The sequence below is a fragment of the Caballeronia sp. LZ028 genome (genome assembly GCF_031451415.1).
Lineage (GTDB): Bacteria > Pseudomonadota > Gammaproteobacteria > Burkholderiales > Burkholderiaceae > Caballeronia > Caballeronia zhejiangensis.
This window is the reverse complement of the sequence record NZ_JARUXN010000004.1, coordinates 85871-101752: the sequence shown is the minus strand read 5'-3', so window position 1 is coordinate 101752 and position 15882 is coordinate 85871. Positions and strand designations below refer to the sequence as shown.

The following is a 15882-nucleotide window of genomic DNA, read 5'->3' as shown; positions in this document are numbered from 1 at the left end:
GAAAAAACCCGCATATGACCCAAACCGCATTGAACAAAGCGCTCGCCGGCAAGACGGCATTGGTCACCGGCTCGACGAGCGGCATCGGCCTCGGCATCGCGACGGCACTCGCACAGGCAGGCGCGAATCTCGTGCTCAACGGTTTCGGCGATATCGAAGGCGCGCTGAAGCAGATCGAAGCCACCGGCGTGAAAGCGGTCCACCATCCCGCCGACATGACGAAGCCCGAAGAAATCGAAGCGATGATCGCCTTCGCAAACGAGCAATTCGGCGCCGTCGATGTCCTCGTCAACAACGCCGGCATCCAGCACGTCGCGACCATCGACGAATTCCCGGTCGATCGCTGGGACGCGATCATCGCGATTAACCTCAGCTCGGCGTTCCACACGATGCGCGTCGCGCTGCCGCAAATGCGCGCGCGCAACTGGGGCCGCGTCATCAATATCGCGTCGGTGCACGGGCTCGTCGGCTCGGCGGGGAAATCGGCGTACGTCGCCGCGAAACACGGCATTCTCGGCCTGACCAAAGTCGCCGCGCTCGAAAACGCCCGCACCGGCGTGACCGTCAACGCAATCTGCCCAGGCTTCGTGCTCACGCCGCTCGTGCAGAAACAGATCGACGATCTCGCCGCCCGCGACTCGCTCACGCCGGACGCGGCCCGCGCCAAGCTGCTCGGCGACAAACAGCCGTCCGCGCAATTCGTGACGGCGCAGCAGATCGGCGATATGGCCGTGTTCCTCTGCTCCGATGCCGCCAGCGAAATGCGCGGCTCGGCGCTGCAAATCGACGGCGGATGGAGCGCGCAGTAACTGACGCGCCCCTATCGGCGACAAATCGCCACACTTGAGCGTTTCAGTCGGATTCCCCTAAAGATTGTGGGGCCAATCGCCGTTATGTCCTTGTAATAAGACGCGCGCCGCCTTCGAAAATCGGCGCGCGACGCGAAGAAGAATCAAGGACACCATGCGCAATAATCAGCCCGTAACCCAGCAAGAGTTCGAATTCCCCGCCTCGGCGATGCTCGTCTCCGCCACCGACCTTTCCGGCAACATCCAGTACTGCAATCCGGCTTTCGTGTCGGTGTCGGGCTTCTCGCGCGACGAGCTGATCGGCCAGCCGCACAACCTCATCCGGCATCCCGACATGCCGCGCGAAGCGTTCGCCGATCTCTGGTCGACCGTGCGCGCCGGCCGCTCGTGGACCGCGCTCGTCAAGAATCGCCGCAAGAACGGCGATCACTACTGGGTGCGCGCGAACGTCACGCCGGTGATGGACCACGGCAAGGTCGTCGGCTATCTCTCCGTGCGCGTGAAGCCGACGCGCGATGAAGTCCGCGACGCCACCGCGCTCTACGCGCAGATCAAGGCCGGCAACGCGTCGCGACGCCTCGTGCGCGGCGCGCTCGTGAAGAACGGCATCGCGGGCAAGCTCGCGGCGCTCGCGAACCTGCCGGTGAGTTCGCGTCTCGCCACGGCTTTCGCCGCCGTGCCCGTCAGCATGCTGGTCGCGGCGCTGGCAGGATGGCGCGGCGCGCCGCCGCTGCCCTTCTGGATCGCGCTCGGCGTGAGTTCCGTTGCGAGCTTCGTGGGCTGGCTCGCGCTTTCGCGTCAGGTGGATGCGCCCGTCCGCACGATGTCCGGTTTCGCGGCGCGCATGGCCGCGGGCGATCTGACCGCCGACATGCCCGATGCGCGTCACGACGATCTCGGCGACGTGCAGCGCGCGCTCGGGCAGTTGAAGGCGAATCTCGCGGCGATCGTCTTCGACGTGCGCGGCCAGATCGGCGGCATGCTCGAGGCCGCCAACGAAATTTCGAGCGGCAACACGGACTTGTCGCGCCGCACGGAGATGCAGGCGGCATCGCTCGAACAGACGGCCGCGACGATGGATCAGCTCACGACGACCGTGCAAGGCAACGCCGACGCCACCGTGCGCGCGCTGGAAGTCGTCAAGGAAGCGCAGGCCGCGGCGGACGACGGCGGGCGCATCGCGAGCCAGGTCGAGCAGACGATGGCGGGCATCACGGCGGCGTCGCGGCGCATCGCGGACATCACCGATGTCATCGACGGCATCGCGTTCCAGACCAACATCCTCGCGCTCAACGCGGCCGTCGAGGCGGCGCGCGCGGGCGAAGCGGGCCGCTCGTTCGCGGTCGTCGCGACCGAAGTGCGCAATCTGGCGCAGCGCTGCGCGGCATCGGCGAAGGAAATCGAAGGCGTCGTCGCGACGAGCGTCGCGCAGATCGCGGAAGGCACGAGCCTCGTCGCGCGCACGACGAGCCAGATGCGCGCCATCGACGAAGCGGTGAACCGCGTATCGGCGATCATCATGGAAGTCGCGAAGGCGAGCGGCGAGCAGGCCGAGGGCATCGCGCAGGTGAATCAGGCGGTCGCGCATCTCGACGATTCGACCCAGCAGAACGCCGCGCTCGTCGAGCAGGCGGCGGCCACCGCGCAGCGCCTCGCGGAACGCGCGGTCGTGCTCGACGAAGCCGTGCGCCTCTTTACCGTGGCGAAGGCTTAGGATCGCTTGGTACTATCGGACATTGCCCACGAGGAGTGTCTCCGATGACCGCTGAGAACAATCGCACGGAAGAAGCGCGAGCGATGGAACGTATCGTCAACGCGACGCGCCAGGTTCAGTCCGCTTTCCTGGCGCTGCAAAAGCAGTTTCCGCCCGAAGGCGACGGCCGGCCTTCGCAGATGGCGCTGCAGACCTTCGACGCCGCGCTTCAGGAACTCGAAGACGCGCAAGCCGCCTTCGACACCATGCTCAACGATCTGTTCGACGGCAACCGCTAAATCGCCACGTTCTCGCGCGGGCCGTTCAGCGCGGTTTCATCGCCGGCGTCGTTGAGGCCCGCCCACGGCACGCCGTCGGCGGACTGGCGGCGCGCGGCGGCCACGCACGCTTCGACCAGCTCCCTGAACGACACCGCCGCCGAACTCGTACGCACGAGCACTTCGCCTTGCAGCGAACTTTCGGGGAAGATCAAGCCGACGATCAGTTCCGCCGACGGCGCGCGCTGATGCAGACGCCGCAGCAGGTTGCGCAGATACGGCGGCGACTCGGCGGCATCGAACGACACGACGCAGATGATCGTCACGCCGGCGAGATCGACCTCGCCGAAGCGTCCGCGCGAAAAGCGCTCGTAGCCCGCGAGGTCCGCGTACAGGCCGTGCTTGCGAAACAGCTGCACGGCGATGGTCGCCGCGAGATCGTCGAGCTCGCTTCTCCCCGCGATGCAGAGCACCGACGCCGTGTGGCCTTCCTTCTGCGCATCGAAGCGCGCGGGCGGCGTCTCGGGCGCGATGCGCGGCCCGTCGTCGGGCGATTCGAAACTCGCGGGCAAGTCCTCTTTCGGCGCGACGGTGACGGCCGTGTCCTCCGCATCCTCCAGCCCTTCGATGATGTCGAGCGCAGACTCGTTGATGCGCCGCAACTGATCCGCCGTGACGACGCCGCGCAGCACGTCGTTATGCGCGTAGCGCAAGCCTTCGAGCGCGACATCGTCGTAATACGCGATCAGAGAGCGTTCCTTGAGCAACGTCTCGGCCTGCACGAGCGCCTCGTCGGGATCGTTCGCGAGCAGGCGCTGATAGAAGTTCTCGGCGGGCGTGAGCGCGGGCCGGTCGCCGAACAGCACGTCGAGAAATTCGAGGCGATCGACATGGCGGCCGAGAATCACGAGGCAGAGCGTGAGCGGCGTCGAGAGCACGAGGCCGATCGGCCCCCAGATCCAGCTCCAGAAAATCGCCGCGACGATCACCGCGAACGGCGACAGGCCCGTGCTATGCCCGTACAGCAGCGGCTCGACGACTTGACCCGCGACGATGTCCGTCACGCCGAAGAGCACGATGGTCCACACGAGCATCGCCCAGCCGGGACCGACGGCCGCCGCGAACACGACCGCGACGATCGCCGCGATCCACGTTCCGACATACGGCACAAAGCGCAGAAGCGCGGTCATCACGCCGAAGAGCAGCGCGCCCGGCACGCCGATGATCGCGAGCCCGATCGAAATGACGATGCCCACGCCCACGTTGATGCCGAGCTGCGCGAGGAAGTAGCGCGACAGGCGCCGCGCGGCTTCGTCCATCGCGGTGGTCGCCCGATGCAGGTCGCGCGAGCCGAAAAGCCGTATCAGCCGGTCGCGCAGATCTTCGCGCTGAAGCAGGATGAACACCGCGACCACGAGCACGATGCCGGTGGTTTCCAGCGGACTGATGATCGGCGACAGAAAGCGCTGCGCGAGTTCCAGCGGCGTCGGCGTGGGCTCGTGCACTTCGACGGGCATCGGCTGGTCGATCGGCGAAGCGGCCGGATTGTCCTCGTTCTTCGGCTCCTGCTCGCGCGCGGGCGAAATCCGCTTCAGCGCGCGCGATGCGCGGCCGAGAAACTCATCGGCGCGGCCGACAGTCATCTTCTGCACGGAATCGATTTTGCGCTCGACGGCGACCTGATACTTCGGCAGATCGCCCGCGAGCTGCGCGACCTGAGCGCCGATCAGCGCGCCGACCGCCGTCAGCACCGACAGCGCGACCACTACGGCGACGATCACGGAAGGCACTTGCCCGAAGCGCAGCCGCCGCAGGAAATCGACGAACGGCGCGAGCAGAAAGCTCAGCAGAATCGCGAGGATGATCGGGATCATCACCGCGCGGCCGAAGTACAGCGCGCAAATGACGATGACGCCTGTCACGAGCGACGCCAGCGCGCGCACGCCGGGCGCTTCCGGCGGCAGGATCTTCGCGGGTGGCCGGCGCGGCCCGGGTGCTTGCGGCATGGAAACGGCTCGCTTTTAGTGTGTGGTCGGCGTGGAACGGCCAGTGCGCAGGCCGGAGCAACGTTGCATTATGCAAGACGCGTGCCGTCGATAAGCCGTTCGCCGCGAATAAGGTGAGCGCCTCCGGGATTCAAATTCGGCTGCGATCGGTTCAATGGTGAGGCAATACGGGAGCGAGCGCGCCGGAACAAACGCTGGTCTGGTTGTAAGAAGGGTGATCGGCCAATGCACCGGCGCGCGGACTACACTGAATCACGCTCTGCATTGGAGTCCGCCATGAACGCGATCCGCGCTTCAGTCGTAGTCATATCGGCATTCGCCGTCACATCGGCGTTCGCGCAGCTTCATCCGAGCGCCGAAACCGACATGTACGCGCCGCAAATCAGCACCAAGCTCATGCCGAACGCGCCGCTCGGCAGTCAATACCCGACGCACGGCAACGCGCAGGCCGGCGAGCTCAATCTCAATCCGAGCGATCCGCGCGCGCAGCTCGTCAACGGCCTGCCGAACAACGCCAACAGCGGCGGATACGGTTCGCCGCTCGCCGGCAACAAGGCGAACGTGCCGCGCGGCGAATAAATGACGTGGGTCCGCGCACCGAAAGCGCGCTCACCATTCTCGTTTCGAGAATGGTGATTTGAAAATCGACGGGATTCTCCTCATCACGGCAAGAACCGATACTCGATTCACAGGACGGGACGTCTCCCGGCCATCAACCGAATCAGGGAATCTGCCGTGAAGATCTATCACCATCCGCTGTCCGGGCACTCGCACCGCGCGCGTCTCTTCCTGAATCTGCTGGGCGTCGAACACGAAGAAGCGTTCGTCGATCTCGCCGCCGCCGCGCACAAGACGCCCGACTATCTGAAGCTGAACCGCTTCGGCCAGATTCCCGTGCTCGTCGATGGCGACACGGTCATCGCCGATTCGAACGCGATCCTCGTCTATCTCGCGAAAAAAGCCGGCAACACGAAGTGGCTGCCCGAAACGCCCGCCGAAGCCGCCGCCGTGCAGCGCTGGCTCTCCGTCGCGGCCGGGCAGATCGCGTTCGGTCCCGCCGCCGCGCGTCTCATCACCGTGTTCGGCGCGAAGTTCGACGCGAACGAAGTCATCGCCCGCGCGCACAACGTCCTCAAGGTGCTCGACGCGGAACTGGCGAATCGCGACTGGATCGCCGATATCGACGAGACCGCCGCCGCGCACCCGACCATCGCGGATGTCGCGCTCTACAGCTATATCTCGAGCGCGCCCGAAGGCAACGTCGACCTTTCCGCCTACGCGAACGTGAACGCGTGGCTGAAGCGCGTCGAAGCGCTGAAGGGTTTCGTTCCGTTCCAAAAGACGGCCGCGGGTCTCGCGGCGTAAAGTGAGCGCGGCGGCCGGCTCGCGCCGTGCCGCCGCGCCCGAATCGAAGAGGCATACGATCATGTCCGCTTCCGCGCTTGGCAATGTCAAAGGGGTCGCCACGCCCTCGCCGTGGCATCGCGGCGAACTCGCCATTCAGAAGGCTTTCGGCGTCGACGAGCGCATGGACGGCGTCGGCCGGCGCGTCGTGCGCGATTACATGCCGGATCAGCATCGCCAGTTCTTCGGGCAACTGCCGTTCATCGTGGCCGGTTCCGTCGATGAACGCGGCGATCCGTGGGCGACGCTGCTCGCCGGGCATCCCGGCTTCATGCACGCGACCGATGCCAAAACGCTGTCGATGAGCCCCGCCCGCGATCCGCTCGATCCCGCCGACGCCGGCATGCACGATGGCGCGTCGATCGGCCTGCTCGGCATCGAAATGCACACGCGCCGCCGCAATCGGATGAACGGCGTGATTCATCGCGATGGCGCGAACCTCGCGTTCGACGTGGCCGTCGAACAGAGCTTCGGCAATTGCCCGCAGTACATCCAGTTGCGCGATTTCGAGTTCGTGCGCGATCCTTCCTTGCCGTCGCCGGTCGAGCCGCTCGAATCCGACGCCCTTTCGCCGCGCGCAAAAGCGATGATCGCGGGCGCGGATACGTTCTTCGTCGCGTCGTATTTCGATCGCGAGGACGGGCATCGGCAAGTGGACGTGTCGCATCGCGGCGGCAAACCGGGTTTCGTGCGTCTGTCGGACGACGGCTCGCTCACGATTCCCGATTTCGCCGGCAATCTCTTCTTCAACACGCTCGGCAACATTCTCGTGAACGCTCGCGCGGGACTCGTGTTCGCGGACTTCGGAACCGGCGACATGCTGCAGCTCGCGGGCGACGCGGAAGTGCTGCTCGACTCGCCCGAAACCGCCGCATTTCAGGGCGCGGAACGGCTGTGGCGCTTCACGCCGCGCCGCATCGTGTATCGCGCCGAGGCGCTGCCCTTGCGATGGAAAGCGCGCAGCGACGGCGCATCGCCCAATTCGCTGATGACCGGCGACTGGACGCAAGTGGCCGAGCGCCTGAAGGCGGCCACGCTCGCGAACGTGTGGCGCGCGTTTCGCGTGAGCAGAATCGTCGATGAGAGCGATGCGATCCGCTCGTTCCATCTCGAACCCGCCGATGGCGCGGGCATCGTTCCGCACAAGGCCGGTCAGCATCTGCCGATCCGCGTGACGCTGCCGGGCGAGGCGAAACCGCAGATTCGCACGTACACGCTGTCGGTCGCGCCGTCGGACGGCGTGTATCGCATCAGCGTGAAGCGCGACGGGCGCGTGTCGGCACATCTGCACGACACGCTGAAAGCGGGCGACGTCATCGAGGCGCGCGCGCCCGCCGGAGACTTCACGATCGATCCGTTCGAGCAGCGTCCCGCCGTGCTGATGGCGGCGGGCGTCGGCATCACGCCGATGCTCGCGATGTTGCGGCATATCGTCTACGAGGGCTTGAGGAAGCGCCGCGTGCGGCCGGTGTGGATGATCGTGTCGGCGCATTCGCTCGCGAGCCGCGCGTTCTCGCGCGAAATCGATGCGCTCGCGCAGAGCGCGGGCGGCGCGGTGACCGTGATCCGCGTGCTCAGCGACACGAACGGCGCGCAAATGGACCGCGATTACGACGTGTCCGGGCGCATCGACATCGATCTGCTGACTAGCCGTCTGCCCTTCAACGACTACGACTTCTATCTGTGCGGGCCGGGCGCGTTCATGCAGTCGATCTACGATGGCCTGCGCGCGCTCAATGTCGCCGATGCGCGCGTGCATGCGGAAGCGTTCGGTCCATCGGCGCTCAAGCGCACGGCGGATCGCGGCGCCGACGTCAAGCCGATGCGTCCCGCCGCGACCGAGCCCGTGAAGATCGAATTCCTGAAGTCGGGCGCGAGCGCGCAATGGCAGCCGGGCAGCGGCACCTTGCTGGAACTCGCCGAAGCGAGCGGTCTGTCGCCCGAGTTCAACTGCCGCGGCGGCACTTGCGGCACATGCCGGACGCGCATCGCGAAAGGCGCGGTGTCGTATGAAAGCGAGCCGGCGTTTCATGTCGGCGATGACGAAGCGCTGATCTGCTGCGCGATGCCCGCCGCCGAAGGAGACACGCTCGAACTCGATCTGTAACGATTGTGCCCCGCGCGCATATCCGTGAGAATGCACGGCATCTCAAGCCTGCATGTCTCGTGCTTTCCCATGGACCGTTTACAGGCAATGACGACCTTCGTCACGGTGGTCGAAACCGGCGGCTTCGCATCGGCGGCGCGCAAGCTCGACGTGTCGCCGTCGGTCGTGAGCCGCGTCGTGACGGAACTCGAAGAACATCTCGGCGTGCGCCTGCTCACGCGCACCACACGCGTCGTGCGTCTCACCGACGCCGGCAGCGGCTATTTCGAGGACTGCCGCCGCATTCTCGGCGAAATCGATAACGCCGAACTTTCCGCGACCGGCACGCATTCCTCGCCGCGCGGACTGCTTTCGATCACCGCGCCGGTGATGTTCGGCCGCCTGCACGTCACGCCGATCGTCCTCGATTATCTGGGCCGTTATCCCGAAGCGGACGCAAGCTGCTGGTTCGTCGATCGCGTGGTGAATCTCGTCGATGAAGGCATCGACGTGGCGGTGCGGATCGCGCAATTGCCGGACTCGTCGTTGCAGGCGATCAACGTCGGGCGCGTGCGGCGCGTGCTGTGCGCCTCGCCCGCTTATCTCGCGAAGCACGGCACGCCACGTCATCCGGACGATCTCGCGGAGCATGTCGTGATTGCGTCGACGGGTTCGTCGACGCCCCCGGAATGGCGTCTCTCCGACGGCGAGCGGCAGTTTCTCGTGCGCTCGCATCCTCGCCTGACGACGACCACCAACGACTCGGCCATCGCCGCCGCGCTCGCGGATTTCGGCATCGCGCGGCTCCTGTCGTATCAGATCGCGCAACACGTTGCCGACGGGCGTCTCGCAATCGTGCTGCCGGAGTTCGAGACGCCGCCCCTGCCGATCCATCTCGTGCATCGCGAAGGGCGTCACGTCACGCAGAAAGTCCGCGCATTTCTCGACCTCGCCGTGACGACGCTGCGCGCGAACGAATCGTTGCGCTGAGCGCGTTAAACAAACACGTCTTCGGTGACAAATCGTCCATCGCTCGCCGAATCGAACGGCCGTTAGCACGACTGCCGTGCAAAATGCCGGCAAAACATGCAACATAGCTGTCTCGAACGATCGCTTCGATCGCCGCGCTTTCGGCTTATCTGAACCCTTACCGGCTCACGCACCATGACGAATCCAACTTCTCCCGTGAATGAACGCCCGCTCGACATGATCATCTTCGGCGGCGGCGGAGACCTGGCGGCGCGCAAGCTGCTGCCGGCGCTCTACATGGCGCACACGCACTGCAACCTGCCCGCGGACACGCGCATTCTCGCCATCGGCCGCAAGGACTGGACGCGCGAGGATTACCTCAAGAATTTCATGGAAGAGCAGGCGCGCCCTTTCATCGATTCCAAGGTTTTCGATGCCCAGTCGTGGGACAAATTTCTCGCGCTCTTCGATTACGTGCGCATCGACGTCGAGAATCCCGGCGATTTCGAGCGTCTCGCACAGGCCGTGCGTCCTGGCTCGCAGCGCGTGCTGTATCTGTCGACGTCGCCGGAACTGTTCGTGACGATCTGCACCAACCTCGATAACGCCGGCATTCTCGACGAAAACGCCCGCGTCGTGCTTGAAAAGCCGCTCGGCCACGATCTCGCATCGGCGCGCGCGATCAACGATGCGGTCGGCAAGCACTTCAAGGAAGAGCAGATCTATCGCATCGACCATTATCTCGGCAAGGAAACCGTGCAGAACCTGATGGTGCTGCGCTTCGGCAACGCGATCTTCGGCCCGCTGTGGCAGGCGCCGTACATCAAGAGCGTGCAGATCACGGTGTCGGAGACGGTGGGCGTCGGCAGCCGCGCGGGCTTCTACGATCACACCGGCGCATTGCGCGACATGGTGCAGAACCACTTGCTGCAACTGCTTTGCATTGTCGCGATGGAGCCGCCCGTCTCGCTCGATCCGGACGCCGTGCGCGACGAAAAGCTGAAGGTGCTGAAGTCGCTGCGGCCGATGACCGTCGCCGATATCGCACGCGACACCGTGCGGGGCCAGTACACGGCGGGCGCGGTCGGCGGCGAGGCGGTGAAGGGTTATCTCGAAGAGCAGAACGTGCCCGCCGACAGCCGCGCGGAAACCTTCGTGGCGCTGCGCGCGCATATCAACAACTGGCGCTGGGCCAACGTGCCGTTCTTCCTGCGCACGGGCAAGCGCATGCAGAATCGCCGCTCGGAGATCGTCATCGACTTCGCGGACCTGCCGTTCTCGATCATCCCCGAAGGCCCGCGTCATTACGGCAACCGCCTGACGATCACGCTGCAGCCGGAAGAATCGATCCAGCTCCAGATGATGGCGAAGGAACCCGGCAGCGGCATGCACATGCAGCCCGTCACGCTCAATCTCGACCTGCAGCAGGCCATGACGCAGCGGCGCGCGGAAGCGTACGAGCGCTTGCTCATCGACGTGATTCGCGGCCGCCTCACGCACTTCATGCGGCGCGACGAACTGGAAGCCGCATGGACCTGGGTGGAGCCGATTCTCAACGGCTGGAAGGAACTCGGCGACCGTCCGCGCGGTTATACGGCGGGAACGTTCGGCCCGGCCGCTTCGAGCGCGTTGATGGCGCGCGAGAATCTCGCCTGGGCGGAAGAAGCCTGATTCACCGCATCGCGGCGTGCGGCCCCCGTTTCGAGGCCCACGCCGCGCCCGCGGCCATCACCGCGGACAACACCACGATGCCCGCGAGAATGCCTTCGAGCCGCATCAGCGCGGGCATCGGGTCCGACGACCAATGGTGGTCCTGCACGAACACCATGATGAACGCGATGCTGAACTGCCGTCCGACATAGCTCGCGCCCTGCGTGCCCGTCTGCACATGACAGCCGATCCACACGCCCACGCATAGCGCGATCATGCAGGCGAACGCGTTGTCGCCGAGTAGCGGCAACAGCGCGAGACTCGCCGCGCCCGCCAGCAGACAGCCGATGAAACGCTGAATCATGCGCTCGGCGATCGGCTTTCGCGTCGGCTTGCCGAGCGCCGATGTCGGCAAGATCAGCACGGCAACCGCCGTCACCATCGCCTGCGCGAAGCCGGGCAGATTCCACGCATACGCGATCGCCGCGAGGATCATCACCGACCATGCGCCTTGCCACGCGAGCCGCTTGCGCATCGCGAGCGCGGTCTGCTCGGCGCGCGCGAGGTGCGTCGCGTCGAGCGCCTGCACGGCGCGGGCGGCATCGGAAGGAATGACGGTGACGGTTTGCGCGTTGACGCCATCGACGCGATCCACGGTGGATGCCGCCTGCGCGCGCGGCACCGGCGGCGCGCCGCGCGACTTGCGATAGTGCTGCACGCCCGCATGCACAAGCGCCGACACGGCCACGCACGCGGCCGTCCCGACCATCACTTCGGCGACGCGCAAGAGCGCAAACGAGGCCGTCGCCGCCGCGGATTCGAGCCGATGCGCCTCGAACGTGACCATGAGCGAGGTCACGCCGCCGAGCACCCACGCGTAGCCCGCATCGGAAACGAGCGCCCGATACACCGACATGCCGACGATCGCCCCGAGCAGCGGCACGAAGAGCCACGGCACGTCGCCGATGATCGGCCCGGCGACCGCGCCGATCAGCGCGCCGGCGATCGTCCCGACCACGCGATGCACGCCGCGTTGCGCGCACGCCGAGAATTTCGACTGCATCACCGCGAAGCCGCTGATCGCGGCCCACCAGATGTTGCTCAAATGGAAAGCGTAGGCGAGCGCGACGGCAAGTCCGACGGAAAGCATCGCCTGCGTGGCGAAGAGCGCACGGGCGGGCGTCGGCCTGATCGCGACGAGTTCGCGCCCGAGCGCGGCGAAGGCGTCGCGGACGATGTGGACGAACGCGGCTGCGGCGGTTTCGTGCGGGATCGGGCGGGCGCTTCGGGAAGAATCGTCGGTCGGCATCGTTCTCGCGATTGTTCGGACGTCTGGCTTGAGCGTAGCCGCCGATCGTCCGGATGCAAAGCCGAACCGCGAAAGTGCGGCAAATCCGCTACACGTGCGAAGTGAGCAGACGCAGGCCCGCCGCGCCGAACACGAGCGCGAGACATGCATCGAGGCCGCGCTGGATGCGTTTGTACATGCGCCGCGCGGAGGCCATCGAGAAGAGCGCGGCATAGCCGCCGAACACGCATACGCCGATGCAGAGGCACCCCGCGACGACGACGAGCATGTGTCCCGGCCCTTCCCCCGCCGACGATCCGAGCGCCGCCACGGACATCCACACGAGAATCGCTTTCGGATTCGTGAGATGCAGAAGTGCGCCGCGCGCGTAAAGCCTGCGCGCGCTCTGCCCTTGCGCATCCGCCGACGAAGCGCGCAGCGGCGGCTTCAACGCCGCGCGTCCCGACTTGAACGCGAGCCACAACAGATACAGCCCGCCGCAGATCTTCACGCCGACGAGAAAGCCCGAGTACGCCGTCAGCGCGGCGGAGAGGCCGAGCGCGGCGAGCATCGCCCAGAAGAAGGAGCCGGACATCACGCCCGCCGCGAACGCGAAGGCCGCGCGCCGCCCGGACGTGCTCGCGATCGACATGATCGCGAGATTGCTCGGCCCGGGACTCGCGGTGCCGACGAAATACGCCGAATAAGCGATGAGCAGATTCGCGCTGAGCAAGGCGTGGCCGTTCATGGAGTGTGCGTCTCCGGTTCGGGTTTCGGGCAGTGTCGTCGAAGGCAGACGCGCGCGTCCATGAACGCTTCGCATTTTTGCGGGCAGGCCAGTTCCTTGCGCACGCACTCGCCGGTGCTATCTTTGAATGCGCACAAGCCCCTCTCACAAGGACACATCATGGCGAAAGTACTGGTTCTCTATTATTCGATGTACGGCCACGTAGAAACGATGGCGCAAGCGATAGCCGAAGGCGCGCGCGGCGTCGCGGGCACGGAAGTCACGCTCAAACGCGTGCCCGAAACGATTCCCGCCGATCAGGCCGCGAAGATCGGCGTGAAGCTCGATCAGCAGGCGCCGGTCGCGACCGTCGACGAACTCGCCGGCTACGACGCGATCATCTTCGGCACGCCGACGCGCTTCGGCAACATGGCCGGCCAGATGCGCACGTTTCTCGATCAGACGGGCGGGCTCTGGGTGAAAGGCGCGCTCGTCGGCAAGATCGGCAGCGTGTTTTCATCGACGGCTTCGCAACACGGCGGACAGGAAACCACGATCACATCGTTCCATACGACGCTGCTGCATCACGGCATGGTGATCGTCGGCGTGCCGTATGCGTGCGCGGGACTCACGAACATGAGCGAGGTGTCCGGCGGCACGCCCTACGGCGCGACGACGCTCGCTTCGTCCGACGGCAGCCGTCAGCCATCGCAGAACGAACTCGATATCGCGCGTTATCAGGGCAAGCACGTCGCCGAGCTGGCCGCGAAGCTCGCCGCTTAAGCGACGCTCACGCCTCGACGTCGAGCTTCACTTCGTACAGCGACTTGCCGTTGAGGTCGTGCAGCGAGACCGTCAGCGCGCGGCTCGCGGGATCGATCTTCGCGCGGCCATAGAACTGCTGCATGGCCGCGGGCGAACGGTTCTGCGGATTGTCCTTCGGCACGCTGACATAGCGCAGTTCGGGACCGAACGTCATGTCGAGATCGTTCGGGCCGAACGTGCCCGCGTTGATCGGCCCGCCGACGAATTCCCAGAACGGCTTGAACTCCGTGAACTTCGCGCGCGACGGATCGTAGTGCGTCGCCTGCGCGTAGTGCACGTCCGCCGTAATCCACACGACGTTCCTGATGTCTTCCTGCTTAATGAAGCGCAGGATGTCGGCAAGCTCCAGTTCGCGGCCGGACGGCGCGCCGTTGTCCGCGTTGGCCCATGCCTCGAAGGTGCCTTTGGGCACATCGGGGTTCGCATCGGGCACGACGAGCGAGATCGGCATGTCGCTCGCAATCACCTTCCACGTCGCGCGCGATGCCTTGAGCGATGCCTTCAGCCACGCGGTCTGCTGCGAGCCGAGAAATGCCGAATCCGCGTCGAGACGCGTTTGCGTGTTCGGCGAGTTCGCGCCGCGATACGAACGCTCGTCGAGCATGAACACATCGAGCAGCGGCCCGAACTGAAAGCCGCGATACACCTGTTCCGGATCGAGCTGATTGATGCGATACGGGTTGTACTCGAACATCGCCTGCTTCGCGCGCGCTTCGAGCAGGTTGATCGAACGCGTCTGATAACGCTTCTCCGCTTCGCCGATCACTTGTCCCGGATACCAGTTGTTGCGCACTTCGTGATCGTCCCATTGCACGAGGAACGGCACTTCGGCTGCGAAGCGGCGCTTGTTTTTATCGAGCTGGTTATAGGCGAACGCCGCGCGATAGTCGTCGAGCGTCTGCGCGACATGCGACTTCCCTTCGGTCACGATGTTCGTCCACATCGTGCCGTCGGGCAGTTTCACTTCCGGTTCGATCACGCTGTCCGCATAGATCTGATCGCCCTGATGGATGAAGAAATCCGGCGCTTCGCGACGCATCGCTTCATAGATGCGATAGCCGCCGAAGCGCTCGTTGATGCCCCAGCCCTGCCCCGCTTCATCGCCGGAAAATACGAAGCAGATCGGCTTCTCCGCTTCGATCGATGCCGTGCGCAGACGTCCCGTCACCGGCTCGCTGTAGGCTTTGCCATCGACGAGATCGGCGAAGCGCACGCGATAGAACACATCGGCGCCGGGCGGCAGGCCGGTCAGATCGACGCGCGCCGTGAAACCGCTGCTTTCGAGCGCGGCCGGTCCGATGCGCCGTTGAATCGTCCTGAAGCTTTCGCTCGTCGAATACTCGACGATCATGCGCGCGGGCCGGTCCGTGCGGCTCCAGACGATGCCGCTCGTCGCGGTGACGTCGCCGCTCATCACGCCGCTGGGTAGTTGCGGACGCAACTTGTCGGCGGTGACGACGGCGGGCGCGACGCCTTGCGCGAGGGCATCGGCGAGACCCGCGCCTGTCAGGGCGAGGCCCGTGCCGGAAACGAGGCCCTTCAGCAAGGTGCGTCGGGACGGTTTGATGATGCGATCCGGCATGGCGAGCTTCCTCTCGAACTGAATGATGGGGTTGTGCGCTGCGTCGAATCGACGATGGTAAAGCGTAACGGTGTCGCTTTTGTTTCAACGCTCGCTTCATTACCCGCGCGGTTCGATGCGATCAGCACGCGGCGATTGCTGTGGCGGCTCACGGCATCGGCCACGCGTTCTTCCCAGAAACGCCAGTGCGTGGCTTTCGTGCGGCCTATCACGATGAGATCCGCGTCGAACTCGCGCGCCGCCTGCGCGATCGTGCGCGCGAGCGTCGTGCCGCCCCGCAGGTCCACCGTCACGCACATGCCGTTGATGCTCGATGCGCGTATCGCCTGAAGCGTGCGCTTCTCGACTTCGCGCGCGAGTTCGTCGACCTGCGCGAGCGCCGCGCCGAAGTCGTATTGCGCGGACGATATCGCCCAGAACGGCGCGCGGTCCACGACATGAAGCGCCGTGAGGCGCGCGTTGCATTCGCGGGCCCGCGCGATGCCGAGCGCAAGCGCTGCATGGCTGCCATCCGGTCCCACTGCGACGAGAACGTGTTGTTGCATGATGTCGTCTCCGGTTGAGT

14 protein-coding genes are annotated in these 15882 nt (G+C 65.5%); 9 read left to right on the top strand and 5 right to left on the bottom strand.

The window, feature by feature from the left end:
* The first annotated feature begins 14 nt into the window (after positions 1–14).
* The 3 genes from QCE58_RS23250 (at position 15) to QCE58_RS23240 (ending at position 2801) form a co-directional block, all read left to right on the top strand.
* Positions 15–809, top strand: coding sequence for a 3-hydroxybutyrate dehydrogenase (locus tag QCE58_RS23250; protein WP_008354256.1), 795 nt, complete (start codon positions 15–17; stop codon positions 807–809).
* A gap of 154 nt (positions 810–963) precedes the next feature.
* Positions 964–2523 (top strand): PAS domain-containing methyl-accepting chemotaxis protein, encoded by a 1560-nt coding sequence (locus QCE58_RS23245; protein WP_175982344.1) that lies wholly within the window; start codon positions 964–966, stop codon positions 2521–2523.
* A gap of 44 nt (positions 2524–2567) precedes the next feature.
* Entirely contained in the window at positions 2568–2801 is a 234-nt protein-coding gene (locus QCE58_RS23240) for a hypothetical protein (protein WP_008354254.1), read from the top strand.
* Here the strand turns inward: QCE58_RS23240 and QCE58_RS23235 are convergent.
* Positions 2798–4786: an AI-2E family transporter gene (locus QCE58_RS23235; RefSeq protein ID WP_008354253.1), complete on the bottom strand. Its 1989-nt coding sequence runs from the start codon at positions 4784–4786 to the stop codon at positions 2798–2800. The genes QCE58_RS23240 and QCE58_RS23235 overlap by 4 nt on opposite strands.
* A gap of 276 nt (positions 4787–5062) precedes the next feature.
* Here QCE58_RS23235 and QCE58_RS23230 point away from each other — a divergent pair, with 276 nt between their 5' ends.
* From QCE58_RS23230 to zwf, 5 genes are all read left to right on the top strand, one after another.
* Positions 5063–5365, top strand: coding sequence for a hypothetical protein (locus tag QCE58_RS23230; protein ID WP_250521451.1), 303 nt, complete (start codon positions 5063–5065; stop codon positions 5363–5365).
* Between the two features lie 156 nt (positions 5366–5521).
* A complete protein-coding gene (locus tag QCE58_RS23225; RefSeq protein WP_008354250.1) occupies positions 5522–6151 on the top strand; it encodes a glutathione S-transferase family protein in 630 nt (209 codons plus the stop codon).
* Positions 6152–6212: 61 nt separating this feature from the next.
* Entirely contained in the window at positions 6213–8297 is a 2085-nt protein-coding gene (locus QCE58_RS23220; protein WP_250521452.1) for a pyridoxamine 5'-phosphate oxidase family protein, read from the top strand.
* 69 nt (positions 8298–8366) lie between these two features.
* A complete protein-coding gene (locus tag QCE58_RS23215; protein WP_008354248.1) occupies positions 8367–9266 on the top strand; it encodes a LysR family transcriptional regulator in 900 nt (299 codons plus the stop codon).
* Positions 9267–9440: 174 nt separating this feature from the next.
* A complete protein-coding gene (gene zwf / locus QCE58_RS23210) occupies positions 9441–10916 on the top strand; it encodes a glucose-6-phosphate dehydrogenase (RefSeq protein WP_033535836.1) in 1476 nt (491 codons plus the stop codon).
* Position 10917: 1 nt separating this feature from the next.
* On the opposite strand, the gene QCE58_RS23205 is transcribed toward zwf, so the two are convergent.
* On the bottom strand, positions 10918–12204 hold the full coding sequence (locus tag QCE58_RS23205; protein WP_175982347.1) for an FUSC family protein: 1287 nt from the start codon (positions 12202–12204) through the stop codon (positions 10918–10920).
* Between the two features lie 88 nt (positions 12205–12292).
* Positions 12293–12931 carry a LysE family translocator gene (locus tag QCE58_RS23200; protein WP_250436275.1) on the bottom strand — a complete coding sequence of 213 codons (639 nt, stop codon included), beginning with the start codon at positions 12929–12931 and terminating at the stop codon, positions 12293–12295.
* Between the two features lie 159 nt (positions 12932–13090).
* Between QCE58_RS23200 and wrbA the strand changes: the two genes are divergently transcribed.
* A complete protein-coding gene (gene wrbA, locus QCE58_RS23195; protein WP_250440829.1) occupies positions 13091–13693 on the top strand; it encodes an NAD(P)H:quinone oxidoreductase in 603 nt (200 codons plus the stop codon).
* Positions 13694–13700: 7 nt separating this feature from the next.
* On the opposite strand, the gene QCE58_RS23190 is transcribed toward wrbA, so the two are convergent.
* Complete coding sequence (locus tag QCE58_RS23190) at positions 13701–15317, bottom strand: alkaline phosphatase (protein WP_008354243.1); 1617 nt, start codon at positions 15315–15317, stop codon at positions 13701–13703.
* Positions 15275–15862, bottom strand: a complete 588-nt coding sequence (locus QCE58_RS23185; RefSeq protein ID WP_250521453.1) for a universal stress protein — start codon at positions 15860–15862, stop codon at positions 15275–15277. Before QCE58_RS23185 ends, QCE58_RS23190 begins: the two co-directional genes overlap by 43 nt.
* Positions 15863–15882 lie beyond the last annotated feature (20 nt).